Annotated in this window: 15 protein-coding genes; 13 read left to right on the top strand and 2 right to left on the bottom strand. The window is 70.5% G+C overall.

Annotated elements, in window-relative coordinates:
* Positions 1-3 precede the first annotated feature (3 nt).
* Positions 4-1,167, top strand: coding sequence for a lactonase family protein (locus tag ACYJSS_RS17615; protein ID WP_236204923.1), 1,164 nt, complete (start codon positions 4-6; stop codon positions 1,165-1,167).
* A gap of 1 nt (position 1,168) precedes the next feature.
* Here ACYJSS_RS17615 and ACYJSS_RS17610 read toward each other — a convergent pair whose 3' ends face one another.
* On the bottom strand, positions 1,169-1,501 hold the full coding sequence (locus ACYJSS_RS17610) for a four-helix bundle copper-binding protein (RefSeq protein ID WP_236204924.1): 333 nt from the start codon (positions 1,499-1,501) through the stop codon (positions 1,169-1,171).
* 246 nt (positions 1,502-1,747) lie between these two features.
* Between ACYJSS_RS17610 and ACYJSS_RS17605 the strand changes: the two genes are divergently transcribed.
* Positions 1,748-2,869, top strand: coding sequence for a mechanosensitive ion channel family protein (locus ACYJSS_RS17605; RefSeq protein ID WP_111264417.1), 1,122 nt, complete (start codon positions 1,748-1,750; stop codon positions 2,867-2,869).
* A gap of 1 nt (position 2,870) precedes the next feature.
* On the opposite strand, the gene ACYJSS_RS17600 is transcribed toward ACYJSS_RS17605, so the two are convergent.
* Complete coding sequence (locus ACYJSS_RS17600) at positions 2,871-3,389, bottom strand: CinA family protein (protein WP_236204925.1); 519 nt, start codon at positions 3,387-3,389, stop codon at positions 2,871-2,873.
* Between the two features lie 370 nt (positions 3,390-3,759).
* Here ACYJSS_RS17600 and glgA point away from each other — a divergent pair, with 370 nt between their 5' ends.
* From glgA to ACYJSS_RS17545, 11 genes are all read left to right on the top strand, one after another.
* Positions 3,760-5,301 (top strand): glycogen synthase GlgA, encoded by a 1,542-nt coding sequence (gene glgA, locus ACYJSS_RS17595; RefSeq protein ID WP_236204926.1) that lies wholly within the window; start codon positions 3,760-3,762, stop codon positions 5,299-5,301.
* The gene (treZ, locus tag ACYJSS_RS17590; RefSeq protein WP_236204927.1) at positions 5,301-7,067 is read left to right on the top strand and encodes a malto-oligosyltrehalose trehalohydrolase; all 1,767 of its coding nucleotides are present in this window, start codon (positions 5,301-5,303) and stop codon (positions 7,065-7,067) included. Before glgA ends, treZ begins: the two co-directional genes overlap by 1 nt.
* A complete protein-coding gene (gene malQ, locus ACYJSS_RS17585; RefSeq protein ID WP_236204928.1) occupies positions 7,064-9,142 on the top strand; it encodes a 4-alpha-glucanotransferase in 2,079 nt (692 codons plus the stop codon). The genes treZ and malQ overlap by 4 nt, the downstream gene beginning before the upstream one ends.
* On the top strand, positions 9,135-11,933 hold the full coding sequence (locus ACYJSS_RS17580; protein ID WP_236204929.1) for a malto-oligosyltrehalose synthase: 2,799 nt from the start codon (positions 9,135-9,137) through the stop codon (positions 11,931-11,933). Before malQ ends, ACYJSS_RS17580 begins: the two co-directional genes overlap by 8 nt.
* Positions 11,930-12,253: a DUF2934 domain-containing protein gene (locus tag ACYJSS_RS17575; RefSeq protein ID WP_236204930.1), complete on the top strand. Its 324-nt coding sequence runs from the start codon at positions 11,930-11,932 to the stop codon at positions 12,251-12,253. The genes ACYJSS_RS17580 and ACYJSS_RS17575 overlap by 4 nt, the downstream gene beginning before the upstream one ends.
* Before the next feature lie 31 nt (positions 12,254-12,284).
* The gene (gene glgX / locus ACYJSS_RS17570; RefSeq protein ID WP_236204931.1) at positions 12,285-14,411 is read left to right on the top strand and encodes a glycogen debranching protein GlgX; all 2,127 of its coding nucleotides are present in this window, start codon (positions 12,285-12,287) and stop codon (positions 14,409-14,411) included.
* Positions 14,411-15,445, top strand: coding sequence for an acyl-CoA dehydrogenase family protein (locus ACYJSS_RS17565; RefSeq protein WP_236204932.1), 1,035 nt, complete (start codon positions 14,411-14,413; stop codon positions 15,443-15,445). Before glgX ends, ACYJSS_RS17565 begins: the two co-directional genes overlap by 1 nt.
* The gene (locus tag ACYJSS_RS17560) at positions 15,442-16,197 is read left to right on the top strand and encodes a PIG-L deacetylase family protein (RefSeq protein ID WP_111264409.1); all 756 of its coding nucleotides are present in this window, start codon (positions 15,442-15,444) and stop codon (positions 16,195-16,197) included. The genes ACYJSS_RS17565 and ACYJSS_RS17560 overlap by 4 nt, the downstream gene beginning before the upstream one ends.
* Positions 16,194-16,805 carry a class I SAM-dependent methyltransferase gene (locus tag ACYJSS_RS17555; RefSeq protein ID WP_111264408.1) on the top strand — a complete coding sequence of 204 codons (612 nt, stop codon included), beginning with the start codon at positions 16,194-16,196 and terminating at the stop codon, positions 16,803-16,805. Before ACYJSS_RS17560 ends, ACYJSS_RS17555 begins: the two co-directional genes overlap by 4 nt.
* Positions 16,802-17,449 (top strand): glycosyltransferase family 2 protein, encoded by a 648-nt coding sequence (locus ACYJSS_RS17550; protein WP_236204933.1) that lies wholly within the window; start codon positions 16,802-16,804, stop codon positions 17,447-17,449. The genes ACYJSS_RS17555 and ACYJSS_RS17550 overlap by 4 nt, the downstream gene beginning before the upstream one ends.
* Before the next feature lie 686 nt (positions 17,450-18,135).
* Entirely contained in the window at positions 18,136-19,425 is a 1,290-nt protein-coding gene (locus ACYJSS_RS17545) for a zinc-dependent alcohol dehydrogenase (RefSeq protein ID WP_236204934.1), read from the top strand.
* Positions 19,426-19,432 lie beyond the last annotated feature (7 nt).

Genomic DNA, 19,432 nt, shown 5'->3' with positions numbered 1-19,432 from the left:
TCGATGCCGCGTAACGTCCCACTGCTCTTGTGCACCCTGACCCTGCTCGCCGGATGCGCCGGGCGCCCTCCCGTCGACACCACCCAGTTGCTGGTCGGCTGCGCGGGCGCGGCCTGCCCCGGCATCCAGCGCTTCGCCTTCGACGGCGCCCAGGGCCGGCTGACGGAACGGCCGCTGCAGACCCTGCCCAGCGCCAACCCCTCGTGGCTGGTGCTCTCGGCGGATGGCAGCCAGCTGTTCGCCACCAACGAGAACACGCCCCAGGGGCGCGACCCGGCCGGCCAGGTCAGCAGCTTCGCCATCGGCGCGGGCGCCGAGCGCAGCCTCACGCCACTCAGCCAGGTGGCGACCCGGGGTGCCGAGCCGACCCATGCCAGCCTCAGCGAGGACGGGCGCTTCCTCTTCGTCGCCCACTACGGCATCCGGCCCACGCCCGGAGGCAGCCTCGCGGTGATCCCGGTCACGGCCCACGGCACCCTGGGCGCCGTGGCCCAGCAGGTGCGCCAGAGCTTTTCCAGGCGCGGCTCGCAGCGCCAGGGCTCCTCGCACATGCACGCGGCGGTGCCGGTTGGCGGCTACCTGTTCGTCACCGACCTGGGCGCCGACAAGGTCTACGCCTACCGCTACGACGGGGATGAACCGAAGAAGCCGCTGCAGGCCGCCAGGCCCGGCGCCTTCGCCTTGCCCAAGGGCAGCGGCCCGCGCCACCTGGCGTTCGACAGGAGCGGCACGCGCGCCTACCTGAGCCTTGAGCTGTCCAACCAGATCGCCATCCTCGGCCGCGACGAGGCCAGGCTGGAGCAACAGGGCCTGGTCGACCTCGACCCGCCCGGCGCCAACGCCGAGGGCGACCGCCGCCTGGGCGCCATCCACCTGTCGCCGGACGGACGCTTCCTCTACGTCGCCCGCCGTGGGGTGGAGAACCAGATCGTGGTCTATGCGGTGAGCCCCGCCGACGGCAGCCTCAGCGAAGTGCAGCGGCACGCCAGCGGGGGCGAGGAACCTCGCGAATTCACCTTCGCCCCGGACGGGCGCTTCCTGCTGGTGGCCAACCAGAAGAGCGACAGCGTGGCGGTATTCTCCCGTGACCCGCAGAGCGGCCTGCTGGTGGAGCAGGTGCAAGGCATCAGCACCCCCGCTCCCAGCGCCCTGCGCTTCGTCCCGTGATTCAGGCGGCCAGGGCCAGGCCCTGGCACTGCCTCGCACACTCCTCGCACACCTGGGCCAGCCGCTGGCAGTACGCCAGGTCGTGACGCTGGCACTCCGCCGCGCACAGCCGGCACATGCTCGCGCAGAACAGGCCGAATGCGATCACCTGGGCGCTTTGCCGCTCCACCAGCTCCTGCATCAGCAGGCAGCTGTCGGCGCATTCGCGGCTCAGCTCGATGCAGCGCCCCAGGTCCTCGCCGGACTCGTCCAGGCGGCTCTCGGTGACGCACTGCGCGCATGCACTGGCGCACACCACGCAGGCTTCGGCACAGGCTTGGATCTCGGCATTCATGGGCATCTCCATCCAGGGGGCTCATCTACTTCGGCCCCGCCATGGCGCGGCGGTTCAGGAGATTTATGTGCGCCGTAGGTTGGGCTGAGGCACGAAGCCCAACGCAGCAGAGTCGAGCCCCGCTCCGTTGGGCCTCGCTGCGCTCGGCGCCCACCTACAAGCGTGCCATGGCCGCCTGAACATCCACCCGAACCCATCGCCAGGCACCGGGTCACTAACAGGGTCATCGTGATCCGGAGGTTCCCCATGTTGGAAAACTGGCTACCGTACCTGCCGCTGCCCGAACTCAGGGTCCTGCTCACGGCCCTGGTGGTGACGCTGGGCCTCAGCCTGGCCGCACGCGGGGTCATGCGTGTGCTCGTCCGCCTGGCCAAGCCGGTGCTGTTCCTGCGCGAGCTGCTGCAACGGGTGCGTCGGCCGCTCTACCTGCTGCTGCCGCTGCTCGGCCTGCAGACGGTGTGGAGCGCCGCGGACGACGACCTGCTGTTCATCGGCCCGCTGCGCCAGCTCACCTCGATGGCCATCATCGGCACCTTCACCTGGCTCGGCCTGCGCGCGGTGGATGCGGTGCAGCAGGTGATCCTGCTGCACAACCCCGTGGACATCAGCGACAACCTGCGCGCCCGGCGCATCCAGACCCAGACCCGCGTGCTGGTGCGCACCCTGAGCTTCTTCGTGCTGCTGTTCGGGGCCGCCACCATGCTCATGACCTTCCCCACCGCGCGGCAGTTCGGCACCAGCCTGCTGGCCTCGGCCGGGGTCGCCGGGCTGGCGGTGGGCTTCGCCGCCAAGCCGGTGCTGGGCAACCTGATCGCCGGGCTGCAGATCGCCATCACCCAGCCCATCCGCCTGGATGACGTGGTGATCGTCGAGAACGAATGGGGGCGCATCGAGGAAATCACCGGCACCTACGTGGTGGTGCGCATCTGGGACGACCGCCGCCTGGTGGTGCCGCTGCAGTGGTTCATCGAGAACCCCTTCCAGAACTGGACGCGGGTCAGTTCCTCGATCACCGGCGCGGTGGTGCTCTGGGCCGACTACGAAATGCCGCTGGACCCGCTGCGCCAGGAGCTGGAGCGCCTGTGCAAGGAAGCGCCGCAACTCTGGGACGGGCGCGTCAGCGTGCTGCAACTGGTGGACGCCAACGAACGCGCCATCCAGCTGCGGGTGCTGGTCAGCTCCATCGACTCCTCGCGCAACTGGGACCTGCGCTGCTACCTGCGCGAGAACCTGATCAACTTCATCGCCCACCGCTACCCGCACTGCCTGCCGCAACTGCGCGCCGAACTGTCCCGCAGTGCCGCGCCCGAACTGGGCGGCCGCCACCCGGAGCCCATCGTCGAACCCGAGCGCCAGCCGCCGGTGTGAATCAGCCGCCGGCCGCCTCGATGGGCAGCTTCGCGGCGACGGCCTGGCGCAGGCGCTCGTAGTAGTAGGGCAATTGCAGCAGGCCATGCCGGGCGGCCGCCTCGCGCACCTGGTTGCGCTGGCCATCGAAGCGCAACTGCTCGCTGACCACCCAGGGCTCGCCGTCCATCAGCATGGCGCAGGCGAAGCACACCAGGCCGTCCATCTCGCCTTCGGCCTCGGCCAGCCCGGTATTGGCCAGCGCCACGCTGGCCTCGCTGTTGTCCAGGGCGCCCAGGGCCATCTCCCGCGCCACCTCCTCGCTGGTCAGGCCGTAGCGGGCGATGGTGCCCGGGTCCACGCCCAGGCATTGCTGCTTGGCCTCGGGCGAATAGGCGACATAGCCCCGATCCAGCACCGCACCGCAACCGGGCACCCCCGCCAGCAGGGACGCCATCATCCCCCCGGTGCAGGATTCGGCGGTGACCAGGGACAGCTGGTACTTCTCGAGGAAACTCACAACCTGCTCGACGCTCTGCATGACGGCCTCCGGGGAATGGCTGTGCCTGTGTAGTGGCTTAGGGATGCACCGGAGCTGCCGAGTTCCCACTATCCACCGGTGCAGGCGACGGGCGCGCCCGTCGTGGGAGCGAAATTCATCCGCGATGCTGCAGCCGACGACAACCCTCATCGCCAACGTTCCCCGACGGCCGGCCGGAGGGAAAAATAGTCGAAACTTCTCCGCTCCGCGCCCGGTCAGGGTTTATGTGGGGATGTGACGTCTGTGCTGGGTTTCCAAGCTCATCTTTCCATCTGGCACCGGCTCGAGAAGCGGTGCAGGAACGATGACCCGCGCACGGACGGTGAGACTGCATCCCCCTATTCAGGGATTTTGGATAGCGGAGGATGATATGGGAAATGCTGTAGCGAGCGCTCAGCTCGGGGGTTTGAGTTTCGTGACCAATCGCCCCCAGCTGCATGTTGAAAGCCTGCACACCAACAAGAAAAGAATTCTGTTCGTCACCTCGGAGTTCGCCGATCTGGTCAAGGTCGGCGGCCTGGGGGACGTTTCCGCTGCACTGCCCAGGGCCCTGGCTTCCCGACATGACGTTCGCGTCCTCATCCCCGGCTACCGGCAGGTGCTGGAGAGCGGCAACCCGATCCGCGTGATCGGCCGGGTGCCGGGGCATGCCGCCCTGCCCGCCTGCCGCATCGGCCGCATGGACCTCAAGGACGGCCTGATCGTCTACGTCATCCTCTGCCCCGAGCTCTACGAGCGCGAAGGCACGCCCTATGGCGACGCCGAGGGCCGCGACTGGCTGGACAACCACATCCGCTTCGCCCGCCTGGGCCTGGCCGCCGCCGAGCTGGCCGCCGGCACCGCCTGCCTCAGCTGGTGCCCGGAGCTGATCCACGCCAACGACTGGCCCGCCGGCCTCGCCCCTGCGTACATGGCCTGGCGCGGGCAGACCACGCCCAGCGTGTTCACCATCCACAACCTCGCCTACCAGGGCCTGATCGACCCGCAGTGCAGCCCGGAGCTGGGCCTGCCGCCGGAAGCCTGCAGCCACGAAAGCATGGAGTTCTACGGCAAGCTGTCCTTCCTCAAGGCCGGCATCGCCCATGCCAGCCACGTGACCACCGTGAGCGAGAACTACGCCCACGAGATCACCACCGAGGACTTCGGCTGCGGCCTGGAAGGCATGCTCAAGCACCGTGTCGACCAGGGCCAGCTCAGCGGCATCACCAACGGCATCGACGAGAGCTGGGACCCGCGTACCGACGAGCACCTGGTGGCCAGCTTCAGCGCCCAGCTGTGGCAGGGCAAGCGCGAGAACCGCGAGTACGTGGAGAAGCTCTTCGACCTGGAGCCGGGCGACGGCCCCCTGTTCGCCGTGGTCTCGCGCCTGGTGCAGCAGAAAGGCATCGACCTGACCCTGGAGATCGCCGACGCCATCGTCGCCGGCGGCGGTCGCATGGCCATCATCGGGCGCGGCGAGCCGGCCCTGGAGTCGGCCATGCAGGACCTCGCCCAGCGCCACCCGCGCCGCATCGGCGTGCACGTCGGCTTCAACGAGACCGATGCCCGGCGCATGTTCGCCGGCAGCGACTTCCTGCTGATGCCCTCGCGCTTCGAACCCTGCGGCCTGAGCCAGATGTATGCCCAGCGCTTCGGCTCGCTGCCCATCGCCCGGCGCACCGGCGGCCTGGCCGACACCATCGAGGATGGCGTCACCGGCTTCCTGTTCCGCGAGGCCGATGCCGCCAGCTACCTGGATGCCGTGCAGCGCGCGCTCAACGTCTACCGCCACCCCGAGCTGCTCAACGCCATGCGCTGCCAGGCCATGGCCTCGCCGCTCTACTGGCACCAGTCGGTCAAGCCCTATGACCGCCTGTACAAGCGGCTGCTCAAGGCCGGCTCGATGACGCTGCAGGCAGGGGGTCAGGCTTGATGTTTCCCCTGACGCGCAGCCATGGGGCGCTGCTCGAGGAAGACGGCACCACACGCTTCGCCCTCTGGGCACCGGATGCCGGCTCCGTCGAGGTGGAGCTGGACGACGGCAGCCGCCACCCGCTGCGCGCCCACGGCGAAGGCTGGCATTGCAGCCGCCTGCCCCTGGGCGCCGGCACCCTCTACCGCTACCTGATCGACGGGCACCTGCGCGTGCCCGACCCGGCCTCGCGGGCCCAGGAGGACGGCCCCCACAGCTTCAGCCGGGTGGTCGATCCCAAGGCCTACCGCTGGCGTCACGCCGACTGGCGGGGCCGCCCCTGGCACGAGGCGGTGATCTACGAACTGCATGTCGGCCTGCTCGGCGGCTTCGACCGCGTCGAGGCACTGCTGCCCGGGCTCAAGGAACTGGGCGTCACCGCCATCGAGCTGATGCCCCTGGGGGAATTCCCCGGTGCCCGCAACTGGGGCTACGACGGCGTGCTGCCCTTCGCACCGGACAGCTCCTACGGCCCGCCCGAGGCGCTCAAGCGGCTCATCGACAGCGCCCACGGCCTGGGCCTGATGGTGTTCATCGACGTCGTCTACAACCACTTCGGGCCCGACGGCAACTACCTCGGCCAGTACGCCGGGGCCTTCTTCAACCGCGAACGCAAGACCCCCTGGGGCCCGGCCATCGACTTCCGCCAGGTGCAGGTGCGCGACTTCTTCTGCGAGAACGCCCTGATGTGGGTGCTGGACTACCGCGTCGACGGCCTGCGCTTCGACGCCGTGCACGCCATCGCCGAGAAGGATTTCCTGGTGGAGATGGCCGGCCGCCTGCGCGCCGCCGTCGGCAAGGGCCGCCACCTGCACCTGGTGCTGGAGAACGAGGACAACGACGTCGACCTGCTGGAAAAGGGCTACGACGCGCAGTGGAACGACGACGGCCACAACGTGCTGCACGCCCTGCTCACCGGCGAACGCGAGGGCTACTACGCCGATTTCGCCACGGAAACCACCAGCAAGCTGGCGCGCTGCCTCGGCGAAGGCTTCGTCTACCAGGGCGAGTCCACCCGGCGCGGCCACCTGCGCGGGCAGTCCAGCGCACACCTGCCGCCCACCGCCTTCGTGCTGTTCCTGCAGAACCACGACCAGGTCGGCAACCGTGCCTTCGGCGAGCGCCTGGCCAGCCTGGCCGAGCCCGACGAACTCAAGGCCGCCACCGCCCTGCTGTTGCTCAGCCCGATGATCCCGCTGCTGTTCATGGGCGAGGAATGGGGCTCGCGCCAACCCTTCCTGTTCTTCACCTCGCACAACGAGGAACTGGGCCGCGCGGTGCGCGACGGGCGGCGCAACGAGTTCCGCGAGTTCGCGGTGTTCGCCGACGAGCAGATCCGCCGGAGCATTCCCGACCCCAACGCCCTGGGCACCTTCACCGGCTCCATCCCCGACTGCGCCACCTGCACCGAGCCCGGCCAGCAGGCCTGGCGCGTCTATTACCGGCGCCTGCTGGAGCTGCGCCACGCGCAACTGGTGCCACGCCTGCCCGGCAGCCAGGCCATCGGCACCCGGGTGCTGGAGGAAAAGGCCGTATCGGCCAGCTGGCGCCTGGGTGACGGCAGCCTGCTGCGCATCGACCTCAACCTCGCCTCCGCCCCGGTACGTGCACCGCTGCCGCACGACGGCGCGCGGGTGATCTTCTCCAACCGCATGGACCTGGACGACTACCGCCAGGGCCTGCTGGCGCCGCGCAGCGTCGCCGTGACCCTGGAGGACAGCGCATGAGCGACGCCCTGTTGGCCGACCTGGCCGGTGCCGCCGGCCTCAGCATCCACTGGACCGACGCCGACGGCCGCCCGCAGCAGGTGGCCCCCGAGGCCCAGCGTGCGCTGCTCGAAGCCCTCGGCTACCCGGCGCAGAGCGAGCAGCAGATCCACGCCAGCCTCGCCCACATCGAGCAGCAGCGCGGCAGCGCCACCCTCGCCCCCCTGCTGACGCTGGACCAGGGCCAGCCGCTGTCGCTGGCCCGGCATTTCGCCGCCGGCACCCCCTTTGCGCTGCAGCTCGAGGACGGCACCCGGGTCGACGCCCGCCTCGACCACGAAGGCCGCCTGCCCGCCATCGCCGCCTGCGGCTACCAGCGCCTGCTGATCGGCGACCAGGCGCTGACCCTGGCCGTGGCCCCGCCGGCCTGCCAGAGCGTGGCCCAGCTCTGCGACCACCAGCGCCGGCACATCTGGGGGCTCACCGCGCAGCTGTATTCCCTGCGCCGCCCCGGCGACGGCGGCCTGGGCGACACCCAGGCGCTGGAGGAACTGGCCCGCAGCGCCGCCGCCAAGGGCGCCGACGCCATCGCCCTGAGCCCGGTGCACGCCATGTTCAGTGCCAACAGCCACACCTACAGCCCCTACTCGCCCTCCAGCCGCCTGCTGTTCAACGCGCTGCACGCCGCCCCCGGCTGCATCCTCGGCGAGCGTGCCATGCAGCAGGCGATCGCCGCCTGCGGCCTGGGTGCCGAGCTGGCGCGCCTGGAAGCCCAGCCGCTGATCGACTGGCCCGCCGTGGCCAGCAGCCGCCAGGCCATCCTGCGTGCGCTGTTCGACGGCTTCAGCGGCCCGGAGAACGCCTTCAGCGCCGACTTCGCCAGCTTCCGCGAGCACGGCGGCGACGCCTTGCTGCAGCACTGCCGCTTCGAGGCCCTGCACGGCTTCATGAGCCGCAGCGGCCTGCCCACCGACTGGCGCGTCTGGCCCGAGCAGTACCGCGACCCCCAGCACGAGGCGGTGCTGCGCTTCGCCGCCGAGCACGAGCAGGAAGTCACCTTCCACGCCTTCTGCCAGTGGTTGATCGCCCGTGGCCTGGACCGCGTGCAGAGCGCTGCCCGGGGCGCGGGGATGAAGATCGGCCTGATCGCCGACCTCGCCGTGGGGGCCGACGGTGCCGGCAGCCAGGCCTGGGCGCGCCAGGCCGAATTGCTGCCCGCCGTGACCGTGGGTGCCCCGCCGGACATCCTCAACCGCTCCGGGCAGAGCTGGGGGGTCTCGGCCTTCTCCCCGGAGGGCCTGCAACGCCACGGCTACCGCGCCTTCATCGAAATGCTCCAGGCCAACCTGGCCCACGCCGGCGGCATCCGCATCGACCATGTGATGGGCCTCAAGCGCCTCTGGGTGCTGCCCCAGGGCGCGCCGCCGGAAGCCGGCGCCTACCTCAACTACCCGCTGCAGGACCTGCTGCGCCTGCTGTCGCTGGAGTCCTTCCGCCACCGCGCCCTGGTCATCGGCGAAGACCTCGGCACCGTGCCCGCCGGCCTGCGTGAAGAATTGGCGCAGCGGATGATCCTCGGCATGCGCGTGCTGCAGTTCGAGCAGGCCGACGGCCGCTTCCTGCCGCCCCACAGCTGGCCCCGCGACGCCCTCGCCACCACCACCACCCACGACCTGCCGAGCATGCGCGGCTGGCTCCTGGGGCGCGACATCGAGTGGCGCGAGGTCACCGGCCAGCGCAGCGCCGAGCACAGCCATGGCGACCGCGAGGCCCGCACGCGGGAAAAGCTCGCGCTGACCACCGCGCTCCACGCCAGCGACCCGAGCCACGGCCCGGACAGCGACAGCGAGGCGCAGCTGGAAGCCTGCATCGGCTTCGTCGGCCGCACCCCCGCGCCCCTGGTGCTGCTGCCCCTGGAAGACGTGATGGGCAGCGAGGAACAACCCAACCTACCCGGTCCCGGCGACCAGCACCCCAACTGGCGGCGACGCTGGAGCGAACCGGCCGCCAGCATGCTCGACGGCCCGGGCCCCAGCCGCCGCCTGCAACGCCTCGACGACGCACGCCGCCAGCTGGAGGGCCAAGGCCATGAATGAAGTCCGCGCCACCCTGCGCCTGCAGTTCCACCGGGGCTTCACCCTCGACGACGCCGTGCCCCTGGTGCACTACTTCGCCCGCCTGGGCATCAGCCATGTCTACGCCTCGCCGCTGCTCACCGCGCGCAAGGGTTCCGTGCACGGCTACGACGTGGTCGACCCCACCCGGGTCAACCCCGAGCTGGGTGGCGAAGCGGCGCTCGAGCGCCTGGTCGCCGCCCTGCGCGAGCAGCGCATGGGGCTGATCCTCGACATCGTCTCCAACCACATGGCCGTGGGCGGTGACGACAACCCCTGGTGGCTCGACGTGCTCGAATGGGGCCGGAGCAGCCCCTACGCACAGTTCTTCGACATCCAGTGGCGCTCCCACGACCCGTTGCTGCGCGGCCAGCTGCTGGTGCCCTTCCTGCGCAGCGACTACGGCGAGGTGCTGGCGGCCGGCGAGATCGCCCTGCGCTACGACGCCGGGGACGGCAGCCTCTACGCCCAGCACTTCGACCACCGTTTCCCCCTCACCCCGCCCAGCTACGGCGAATTGCTGCGGGCCAGCGGCGAGCCGTCCCTGGCGGACCTCGCGGCGCGCTTCGAGGCCCTGGACGGGCAACCCGACGCCTGGCAACAGGCCCGGGAGCTGCGCTGCCAACTGGCCGAAGCCACCCCGGACGACGCGCCCCTGGCCCGCGCCCTGGAGCATTACCACGCCGACACGCCGCAAGGCCTGGAGCGCCTGCACCGGCTGCTCGAGCGCCAGCACTACCGCTTGGCCAGCTGGCGCACCGCCGCCGACGACATCAACTGGCGGCGCTTCTTCGACATCAACGAACTGGGCGGCCTGCGCGTCGAGCGCCCCGAGGTGTTCGAAGCCACCCATGCCAAGGTCTTCGAGCTGATCGAAGCGGGCCTGGTGGACGGCCTGCGCATCGACCACGTGGATGGCCTGGCCGACCCGCGCGGCTACTGCCGCCGCCTGCGCCGGCGCGTCGAGGGCCTGCTGGACAAGCGCCCGCGCGCCCTGCTCGGCCAGCACTTCCCGATCTACGTCGAGAAGATCCTCGGCCCGGGCGAACGCCTGGCCGGCGACTGGGGCGTGGACGGCACCACCGGCTACGAATTCATGAACCAGGTGTCCCTGCTGCAGCACTCGCCCCTGGGCGAGCTGCAGCTCAACGCCCTGTGGAGCACCTTGAGTGGCCGCTCCGGGCGCTTCCAGGACGAGGTGCTGGAAGCCCGCCAACTGGTGCTCACCAGCTCCCTGGCGGGCGATCTGGAGAACCTCGCCCAGGGCCTGCTGCTGGTGGCGCGCGAGGACATCGCCACCCGCGACCTGACCCTGGGCGCCATCCGCCGCGCGCTGCTGGAACTCATCGTGCATTTCCCGGTGTACCGCACCTATGCCGGTGCCTGCGGCCGCTCCGAGCAGGACCGCCGCGTCTTCGAGCAGGCCCTGGCCGGTGCCCGCAGCACCCTGGGCGAGGCCGACCAGCCGCTGTTGCAGCACCTGGACCGCTGGCTCGGCGGCCAGCCCCTGCGCGAGGTGCCGCCCGGCCCGCAGCGCAAGCAGCGGCGCAAGGTCCTGGCGCGCTTCCAGCAGCTCACCTCCCCGGCCGCCGCCAAGGCCGTGGAGGACACCGCCTGCTACCGCTCGGCGGTGCTGCTCTCGCGCAACGACGTGGGCTTCGACCCGCAGCAGTTCAGCGGCTCGGTCGCCGAGTTCCACGCCCAGTGCCTGGCGCGCTCGCAGCACTTCCCCGGCAACCTGCTGACCACCGCCACCCACGACCACAAGCGCGGCGAGGACAACCGCGCGCGCCTGGCGGTGCTCAGCGAGCGCTCCGCCTGGTTCGCCGCCCGCTGCGAGCACTGGCGGCGCCTGGCAGCGCCGCTGCGCGAGGTGCTGGACAGCGACGGCGCCCCCAGCGCGGCGGACGAGCTGATGCTCTACCAGTGCCTGCTCGGCAGCTGGCCGCTGGACCTCGACGCCGACGACCGCCACGCCCTGGAGGCCTACCTGGAGCGCCTGCTGCGCTGGCAGGAGAAGGCCCTGCGCGAGGCCAAGCTGCACAGCAGCTGGAGCGCCCCCAACGCCGTCTATGAAGTGGCCTGCCGCACCTTCCTGCACGACCTGCTGGCGCGCGACACCGCCCGCGAGCTGCGCATCGACATCGCCGCCGCGGCCAACGCCATCGCCCCCGCCGGCGCCCTCAACGGACTCGCCCAGTGCCTGCTGCGCATGACCACGCCCGGCATCCCCGACCTCTACCAGGGCACCGAATTCTGGGACTTCAGCCTGGTGGACCCGGACAACCGCCGCGAAGTGGACTTCGCCCGCCGCATCGACGCCCTCACCGAACCGGCCGACCAGCACCAGCTGATCGAGCACTGGCGCGATGGCCGCATCAAGCAATGGCTGATCTCCACCGTGCTCTCGGTGCGCTATGCCCGCGCCGACCTCTTCGCCCGGGGCGACTACCAGCCACTGCCGGTGGAGGGCGAGCACGCCGAGCAGCTGCTGGCCTTCGCCCGCAGCCACGGCGGCGACTACCTGGTGGTGCTGGTGCCGCGCCTGGCCAGCGGGCTGCTGGACGAGGCCGTCACCCCCCACATCCCACCAGCACGCTGGGGCGACACCCGCGTGGTGCTGCCCGCCGCCATTGCCGAGGGCGCGCTCACCGGCGTGTTCTCCAGCGCGCCGCTGCACCCCGTCGATGGGCGCATCGCCGTGGCGCAGGCGCTGGCGGACTTCCCCGTCAACCTCTTGTGTTTCAGACCTCACCAGGAGCCACAGCCATGAGTGCAGAAGAACAGCGCATCCGCGAATTCGCCTACCAGATCTGGGAATCGGAGGGCCGACCCACGGGCCAGGAAGCCCGTCACTGGGAAATGGCGCGCAAGCTCGCCGAGTCGGAAACCCGCGGCGAGCGCCCGCCGGCGCCCAAGCCGCGCCGGGTCAGCAAACCCAAGGAGGTCCCGTCCAGCACGCCCGCCGAGGCCCTCGCCGCCCCGCCGGCACCGCGCAAGCCACGTGCCGCCAAGGCCGCCACCGAAGAAAAACCCGCGCTGCTGAAGAAGCCGCGTGCCGCCAAGGCCACGCCCAAGGCGCCGAAAGCCTGAACCCCACCGAGTCGTTTGAGGAGAAGCACCAATGAGCAGGCAACGCTCACGGATAACCGAAGGCCACCCCTTTCCCCTGGGCGCCACCTGGGACGGCCTGGGGGTCAACTTCGCGCTGTTTTCCGCCCATGCCACCAAGGTGGAGCTCTGCCTGTTCGACGCCAAGGGCGAGCGTGAACTGGAGCGTATCGAACTGCCCGAATACACCGACGAGATCTGGCACGGCTACCTGCCCGACGCCCACCCCGGGCAGATCTACGGCTACCGCGTGCACGGCCCCTACGAGCCCGACGCCGGCCACCGCTTCAACCCCAACAAGCTGCTGGTCGACCCCTATGCCCGCCAGCTGATGGGCGGGCTGCGCTGGTCCGAGGCGCTGTTCGGCTACACCATCGGCCACAAGGACGGCGACCTGTCCTTCGACGAGCGCGACAGCGCGCCCTACGTGCCCAAGTCCAAGGTCATCGACCCCGCCTTCACCTGGCCCGAGCAGAAGGCGGTGCGCGTGCCCTGGGACGCCACGGTGATCTACGAGGCCCACCTGCGCGGCACCAGCATGCGCCACCCCGCCGTGCCCAAGCACCTGCGCGGCACCTGCGCCGGGCTGATGAACGCCGAACTGCTGCAGCACATCCGCTCCCTGGGCATCACCACCATCGAGCTGCTGCCGGTCCACGGCTTCGTCAACGACCAGCACCTGCTGGAAAAGGGCATGAACAACTACTGGGGCTACAACAGCCTGGCCTTCTTCGCGCCCCATGCGGCCTACCTCGCCAGCGGCCACATCAACGAATTCAAGGAAATGGTCGCGCACCTGCACGACGCCGGCCTGGAGCTGATCCTGGACGTGGTCTACAACCACACAGCCGAAGGCAACGAACTGGGCCCGACCCTGTGCATGCGCGGCATCGACAACGCCACCTACTACCGCCTGCTGCCCGACAACCGCCGCCACTACATCAACGACTCGGGCACCGGCAACACCCTCGACCTCAGCCACCCCTGCGTGCTGCAGATGGTCACCGACTCGCTGCGCTACTGGGCCACCGAGATGCGCGTCGACGGTTTCCGCTTCGACCTCGCCACCATCCTCGGTCGCCATGCCCACGGTTTCGACGAGCGCCACGGCTTCCTCGTCGCCTGCCGCCAGGACCCGGTGCTGAGCAAGCTCAAGCTGATCGCCGAGCCCTGGGACTGCGGCCCGGGCGGCTACCAGGTGGGCGGTTTCCCGCCCGGCTGGGTGGAGTGGAACGACCGCTTCCGCGACACCGTGCGGGCCTTCTGGCGCGGCGACAACGGTCAGGTCGCCGGGCTCGCCAGCCGCCTCACCGCCTCGGGCGACCTGTTCAACCAGCGCGGCCGCCGGCCCTACGCCTCGGTCAACTTCGTCACCGCCCACGACGGCTTCACCCTGCGCGATGTGGTCAGCTACGACCACAAGCACAACGAGGCCAACGACGAAGGCAACCGCGACGGCAGCGACAACAACTACTCCTGGAACCACGGCGTCGAAGGCCCCACCGACGACCCGGACATCCGCGAGCTGCGCCTGCGCCAGATGCGCAACATGCTGGCCACGCTGCTGCTCTCCCAGGGCACGCCGATGCTGGTGGCGGGCGACGAGTTCAGCCGCACCCAGCAGGGCAACAACAACGTCTACTGCCAGGACAACGAGCTGGGCTGGATCGACTGGGAACTCGACGACGAGGGCCGCAGCCTGCTGGACTTCACCCGGCGGCTGATCAGCCTGCGCCGCGCCTACCCGATCCTGCGTCGCGGCCGCTTCCTCGTGGGCGAGTACAACGAGGAACTCGGGGTCAAGGACGTCACCTGGCTGTCGCCCTGTGGCAACGAGATGACCGAGGAGCAATGGCAGGACGGCAACGCCCGCTGCCTGGGCATGCTCATGGATGGCCGCGCGCAACCCACCGGCATCCGCCGCAGTGGCGCCGACGCCACCCTCCTGCTGCTGCTCAACGCCCACCACGACGTGGTCAACTTCCGCCTGCCGGAAGTGGCCCAGGGCACCGCCTGGACGCTGCTGCTGGACACCAACCGTCCCGACGACCGTTCCCTGGAGCGCTTCGAGTTCGACGCCGAGTTCACCCTCACCAACCGCTCGCTGCTGCTCTTCGAGCTGCAACGGGAGAACGGCTGATGGGGAGCGCCCCGGCCTGCTCCGCCGACCGCCTGGAAGGCGACCTGGCGGAGTACCCGCGCCCGGGCGCCGACACTCCCGAGCTCGGCCGTCGCCTGGCCGCGCTGGTGGCGGCGGGCCTCGACCACCTGCCCCGGCCAGGCGGCGGTGCCACCCTGCAGCGCTGGCAGGCGCTGGCCCGGGTCGCCGCCCGTGACCTGGGCCTGTGCAAGCTCTACGAAGGCCACACCGACGCCCTGGCCATCCTCCACGAACTCGGCGCCGAGGCGCCGCCGCCCGGCAGCACCTGGGGCGTCTGGGCCGCCGAGCCCGCGCAGGCGCGGGTGCGCATCAACGCCCGCACCTCGCAGCAGGACGTGCGCCTGGACGGCACCAAGGCCTGGTGCTCCGGCGCCGCCGTGCTCAGCCACGCGCTGCTCACCGGCTGGAACGAAGCCGGCCACCAGCAGCTGGTGGCCGTGGCCCTGGACCAGCCCGGGGTGCGCATCGCCACGGGCGGCTGGAACGCGGTGGGCATGGCCGCCACGGGCAGCGTCGCGGTGCACTTCGAGCAGGCCCGCGCCCACTGCATCGGGCCGGCCGGCGGCTACCTGGAGCGCCCCGGCTTCTGGCACGGCGGCGCCGGCATCGCCGCCTGCTGGCTGGGTGCCGCCCAGGCCCTGGGCGAGGCGCTGAGGGCGCATTGCGCGGGCCATGACGAACCCCACGCCCTCGCCCACCTGGGCGCCCTGGACGCACAGCTCTACGCCGCCGCCTGCACCCTGCGCGACTGCGCCGCCTGGATCGACCGCCAACCGCGCGCCGACGCCCAGATCCCGGTGCGGCGCCTGCGGGCGATCTGCGAGGGCGCCGCCGAGGCCGCCATCCTGCATGTCGGCCACGCCCTGGGCGCGGCGCCCTACTGCCTCGACCCGAACCTGGCACGGCTGCTCGCCGACCTGCCGGTGTACCTGCGCCAGAGCCATGCCGAACGTGACCTCGCCGCCCTCGGCCGCCTCGCCGCCGCAGAACCACAAGGGAGCTGGATGCCATGAGAGCGCCCCTCATCCACGGCGACGGAACGCCGCTGCAGGCCTGGAACGCCTCGCAGCACCTGAGCCTGGTGCCGACCATTCGCTGCGAGCGCCTGGTGCCGCCGGAAGCCCGCGCGGTGATCGTCGCGCCGCACCCGGACGACGAGGTGCTCGGCTGTGGCGGCCTGCTGCAGCAGCTGTTCCAGCTGGGCCGCCAGGTGCTGCTGATCTCGGTCACCGACGGCAGCGCCAGCCACCCCGGCTCGCCCTACTGGACCGCACACCGCCTCGGCATCGTGCGCCCCCAGGAAAGCGCCGAGGCGCTGCACCGCCTGGGCATCCCGGTGGCCGAGCTGAAGTGGCTGCGCGGCGGCTTCCCCGACACCGGCGTCGGGCGCCACCTGGGCGAGCTCAAGCGCTTCCTCGCCACCTACCTGCAGCCCTCGGACGTGGTCTTCACCACCTGGCGCGAGGACGGCCACGCCGACCATGAGGCGGTGGGGCTGGCCACCCTCGAAGTCGGCAGCGAGATCGGCGCGCTGGTCCACGAGGTGCCCATCTGGGCCTGGCACTGGGCGAGCCCGGAAGACCCGCGCATCCCCTGGGAGCGTGCGCGCAAGGTCGAGCTCGACATCTGGACCCTGGCCCGCAAGCGCCACGCCGTGCAGGCCTTCGCCAGCCAGCTGTACGCCGACCCCGGTGGTGGCCAGCCGGTGCTCGGCAGCGCCAGCCTGGAACGCCTGCAGCAACCCTTCGAGCTGTTCTTCCTATGAGTGTGGCCGACACCTACTTCGACAGGCTCTATCAGGACAGCCGCGACCCCTGGGCCTTCCGCCGCCGCTGGTACGAAAAGCGCAAGCGCAGCCTGGTGCTGGCCGCCCTGCCCCGAGGCTTCTACGGCAAGGTGTTCGAGCCCGGCTGCAGCAACGGCGAGCTGAGCCTGCGCCTGGCCGAACGCTGCCACGACCTGCTGTGCTGCGACACCTCGGCGCGCGCCGTGGAACTGGCCGCCCAGCGCCTGGCCAACAAGCCCAACGTGCGCCTTTTGCAGGCGCGCCTGCCGCAGCAGTGGCCCAGGGGGCGCTTCGACCTGATCGTCCTCAGCGAGCTGTGCTACTACCTCGACGCTGGCGACCTCGACCGCCTGATCACGCATTGCCTGGCGTCGCTGAACCGCAGCGGCACCCTGCTGGCCTGCCATTGGCGGCCGGAGATCGACGGCTGCCCGCTGACCGGCGACGAAGTCCATGAGCGCCTGGCCCGGGGCCTGGGCATGCCGCGCCTGCTGCGCCATGAAGAGCCCGACCTGCTGCTGGAGGTCTGGTGCCACGACGCCACCTCGGTGGCCGAGCGCGAGGGGCTGCGGGAGCGCGGTGCATGATCGGCGTCGTCATCCCGGTGCACAACGAGGAACGGCTGCTGGGCGCCTGCATCGAATCGGTGCTGGCGGCGGCCGCCCACCCCGGCCTCGGCGGCGAACCGGTCCGCGTACTGGCCGTGCTGGATGCCTGCAGCGACGGCTCCGCCGCCATCGCCGAGGCCGCCGGCATCGCCACCCTGGCCATCGACGCGCGCAACGTCGGCCAGGCCCGAGCCGCCGGCGTGCACCTGCTGCTGGACGAGGGCGCGCGCTGGATCGCCTGCACCGACGCCGACAGCATCGCCGGCACCAACTGGCTGGTCGCACAGCTGGCCCTGGGGGCCGACGTGGTCTGCGGCACCGTGCGCATCGCCCAGTGGGACGCCATCCACCTCGACGCCCAGGCGCGCTACCACGCCCACTACCACCAGCACGACGACCACCGCCACGTGCACGGCGCCAACCTCGGCTTCAGCGCCGAGGCCTACCTGCGCGCCGGCGGCTTCCCGCCCCTGGCCGCCCACGAGGACGTGCACCTGGTGCGCGCCTTCGAACGCAGCGGCGCACGCATCTCCTGGAGCAGCAGCCCCGCCGTGCACACCAGCGCCCGCCTCGACGCCCGCGCCCCGGAGGGCTTCGCGGAATTCCTCCGGGGGTTGTTGTAGGAGCGAATTCATTGGCTCTGTCTGCGTTAAGTGTTGCTAGAGAATTGAGCCCAGCTGATTGCCGAGCTCTGGTGATGTTTCTGGTTTCGCCCCCCGGGCGAGTCTCTTTCTTCAGTCGCCAAGAAAGAAACCAAAGAGGCTTGCCCCATCATCCGGCCCCGGCTTCGCCGGGGTTCCCTCACTCCATCGTTGCTCTGGGGGCCGGCGCGATGGGCCATCCATGGCCCGGCGCGCCTCTCGCGGCATCCATGCCGCTCGTCCCCCGGCGCAACGACTGCGTTCGGCCTCCTGGAGGGGCGTTGGCGGCTGCTCCAACTTTCTTCGTCCAGCGCATCGCCACGTGGTGCGCACAGGCTTTCGTAGGATGGGTCGGGCGGCGTTCCGCGAGCGAAGCGAAACCCATGCGGTGGCGGTGGCACGAACCCTTGGGCGCCCGGAAAGGGCTGTGCTTGAGCACTTGCTTTAAAACCACAACAGCTAACGCAAACAGAGCCAATTCATTCGCGGTCGCGTCACAACCACACGCCGGGCCTAAGCCCGTACTGCGCCTCGTGCCCAACGGGCAGAAAACCTGAACCGCTCCCTTGCCGCCCAGTCGGAACTATCACAGGTGCCGCCAGGGCACCTGCCGTTTTCCATGCCCGGTGGCCGACCCACACCGGCCCGGGCCCGAACAGGAGCCACCCATGAAGGCAGTCGTATTCCATGACGTGGGCGACATCCGTCTCGACGACGTCCCCGAGCCGACCCTGCAGGCGCCCACGGACGCGATCATCCGCCTGACCGCCTCGGCCATCTGCGGCACCGACCTGCACTTCGTGCGCGGCACCGTCAGCGGCATGGTCAAGGGCACCATCCTCGGCCACGAGGGCGTGGGCATCGTCGAAGCCCTGGGCAACGACGTGCGCAACCTGCAGATCGGCGACCGCGTGGTGGTGCCTTCCACCATCGCCTGCGGCAACTGCTCTTACTGCCGGGCCGGCTACTACGCCCAGTGCGACGTGGCCAACCCCAACGGCAAGGAGGCCGGCACCGCGTTCTACGGCGGGCCCCGGGCCACGGGCCCCTTCCATGGGCTGCAGGCGGAGAAGGCCCGCATCCCCCACGCCAACATCGGCCTGATCAAGCTGCCCAGCGAGATCAGCGACGACCAGGCCATCCTGCTGTCCGACATCTTCCCCACCGGCTACTTCGGTGCCGAGATGGCCGAGATCACCCCCGGCGACACGGTGGCGGTGTTCGGCTGCGGCCCGGTGGGCCAGTTCGCCATCGCCAGCGCCAAGCTGATGGGCGCCGCCCGGGTGTTCGCCATCGACCACCTCGACGACCGCCTGCGCATGGCCCGCCAGCAAGGCGCCGAAGTGATCAACTTCGACCTGGAAGATCCGGTCGCTACCCTGCGCCGGCTCACCGACGGCATTGGCGTGGACCGCGCCATCGATGCCGTGGGCGTGGACGCCGAGCACGCCTGCCACGACCACCACGCCGCCGGGCGCATGCGCCGGGAGATGGCCGAACTAACCCCGCGCACCCACCCGGACGGCGACAACTGGCACCCCGGCGACGCCCCGAGCCAGGCCCTGCAATGGGCGGTCGAAGGCCTGGCCAAGGCCGGCACCCTGTCGATCATCGGCGTCTATCCGCGGCAGGCGCGCAGCTTCCCCATCGGCCTGGCGATGAACAAGAACCTGACCATCAACATGGGCAACTGCCACCACCGCAAGTACATCCCCAGGCTCATCGAGCTGACCCTGAACAAGCGCGTCGACCCGGCCAAGATCCTCACCCAGGTCAAGCCGATGAGCGATGCCATCGAAGCGTTCAAGGCCTTCGACCGCCGCGAGAGCGGCTGGATCAAGGTCGAGTTGCACCCCCAGCGGATGCAGCCGGCGGGCGATCGCGGCGAAGAGGTGGTCGCCGACGAGGCGCAGCTGGAGCGGACGCTGGCGGCCGCCAACCCGGCTCCGGGACGCTAGCGGAGGC

It is taken from the genome of Pseudomonas sp. No.21 (assembly GCF_054558415.1).
The sequence above is the reverse complement of the archived record's forward strand: the minus strand, read 5'-3'. Positions and strand labels throughout refer to the sequence as shown.

Coding starts and splice junctions, on each gene's coding strand:
- ACYJSS_RS17580 (WP_236204929.1), top strand. CDS start 9,135: ATGAATGAAGTCCGCGCCACCCTGCGCCTGCAGTTCCACCGGGGCTTC.
- ACYJSS_RS17575 (WP_236204930.1), top strand. CDS start 11,930: ATGAGTGCAGAAGAACAGCGCATCCGCGAATTCGCCTACCAGATCTGG.
- ACYJSS_RS17565 (WP_236204932.1), top strand. CDS start 14,411: ATGGGGAGCGCCCCGGCCTGCTCCGCCGACCGCCTGGAAGGCGACCTG.
- glgX (WP_236204931.1), top strand. CDS start 12,285: ATGAGCAGGCAACGCTCACGGATAACCGAAGGCCACCCCTTTCCCCTG.
- ACYJSS_RS17555 (WP_111264408.1), top strand. CDS start 16,194: ATGAGTGTGGCCGACACCTACTTCGACAGGCTCTATCAGGACAGCCGC.
- ACYJSS_RS17600 (WP_236204925.1), bottom strand. CDS start 3,389: ATGCAGAGCGTCGAGCAGGTTGTGAGTTTCCTCGAGAAGTACCAGCTG.
- ACYJSS_RS17550 (WP_236204933.1), top strand. CDS start 16,802: ATGATCGGCGTCGTCATCCCGGTGCACAACGAGGAACGGCTGCTGGGC.
- glgA (WP_236204926.1), top strand. CDS start 3,760: ATGGGAAATGCTGTAGCGAGCGCTCAGCTCGGGGGTTTGAGTTTCGTG.
- ACYJSS_RS17545 (WP_236204934.1), top strand. CDS start 18,136: ATGAAGGCAGTCGTATTCCATGACGTGGGCGACATCCGTCTCGACGAC.
- ACYJSS_RS17560 (WP_111264409.1), top strand. CDS start 15,442: ATGAGAGCGCCCCTCATCCACGGCGACGGAACGCCGCTGCAGGCCTGG.
- ACYJSS_RS17615 (WP_236204923.1), top strand. CDS start 4: ATGCCGCGTAACGTCCCACTGCTCTTGTGCACCCTGACCCTGCTCGCC.
- malQ (WP_236204928.1), top strand. CDS start 7,064: ATGAGCGACGCCCTGTTGGCCGACCTGGCCGGTGCCGCCGGCCTCAGC.
- treZ (WP_236204927.1), top strand. CDS start 5,301: ATGTTTCCCCTGACGCGCAGCCATGGGGCGCTGCTCGAGGAAGACGGC.
- ACYJSS_RS17605 (WP_111264417.1), top strand. CDS start 1,748: ATGTTGGAAAACTGGCTACCGTACCTGCCGCTGCCCGAACTCAGGGTC.
- ACYJSS_RS17610 (WP_236204924.1), bottom strand. CDS start 1,501: ATGAATGCCGAGATCCAAGCCTGTGCCGAAGCCTGCGTGGTGTGCGCC.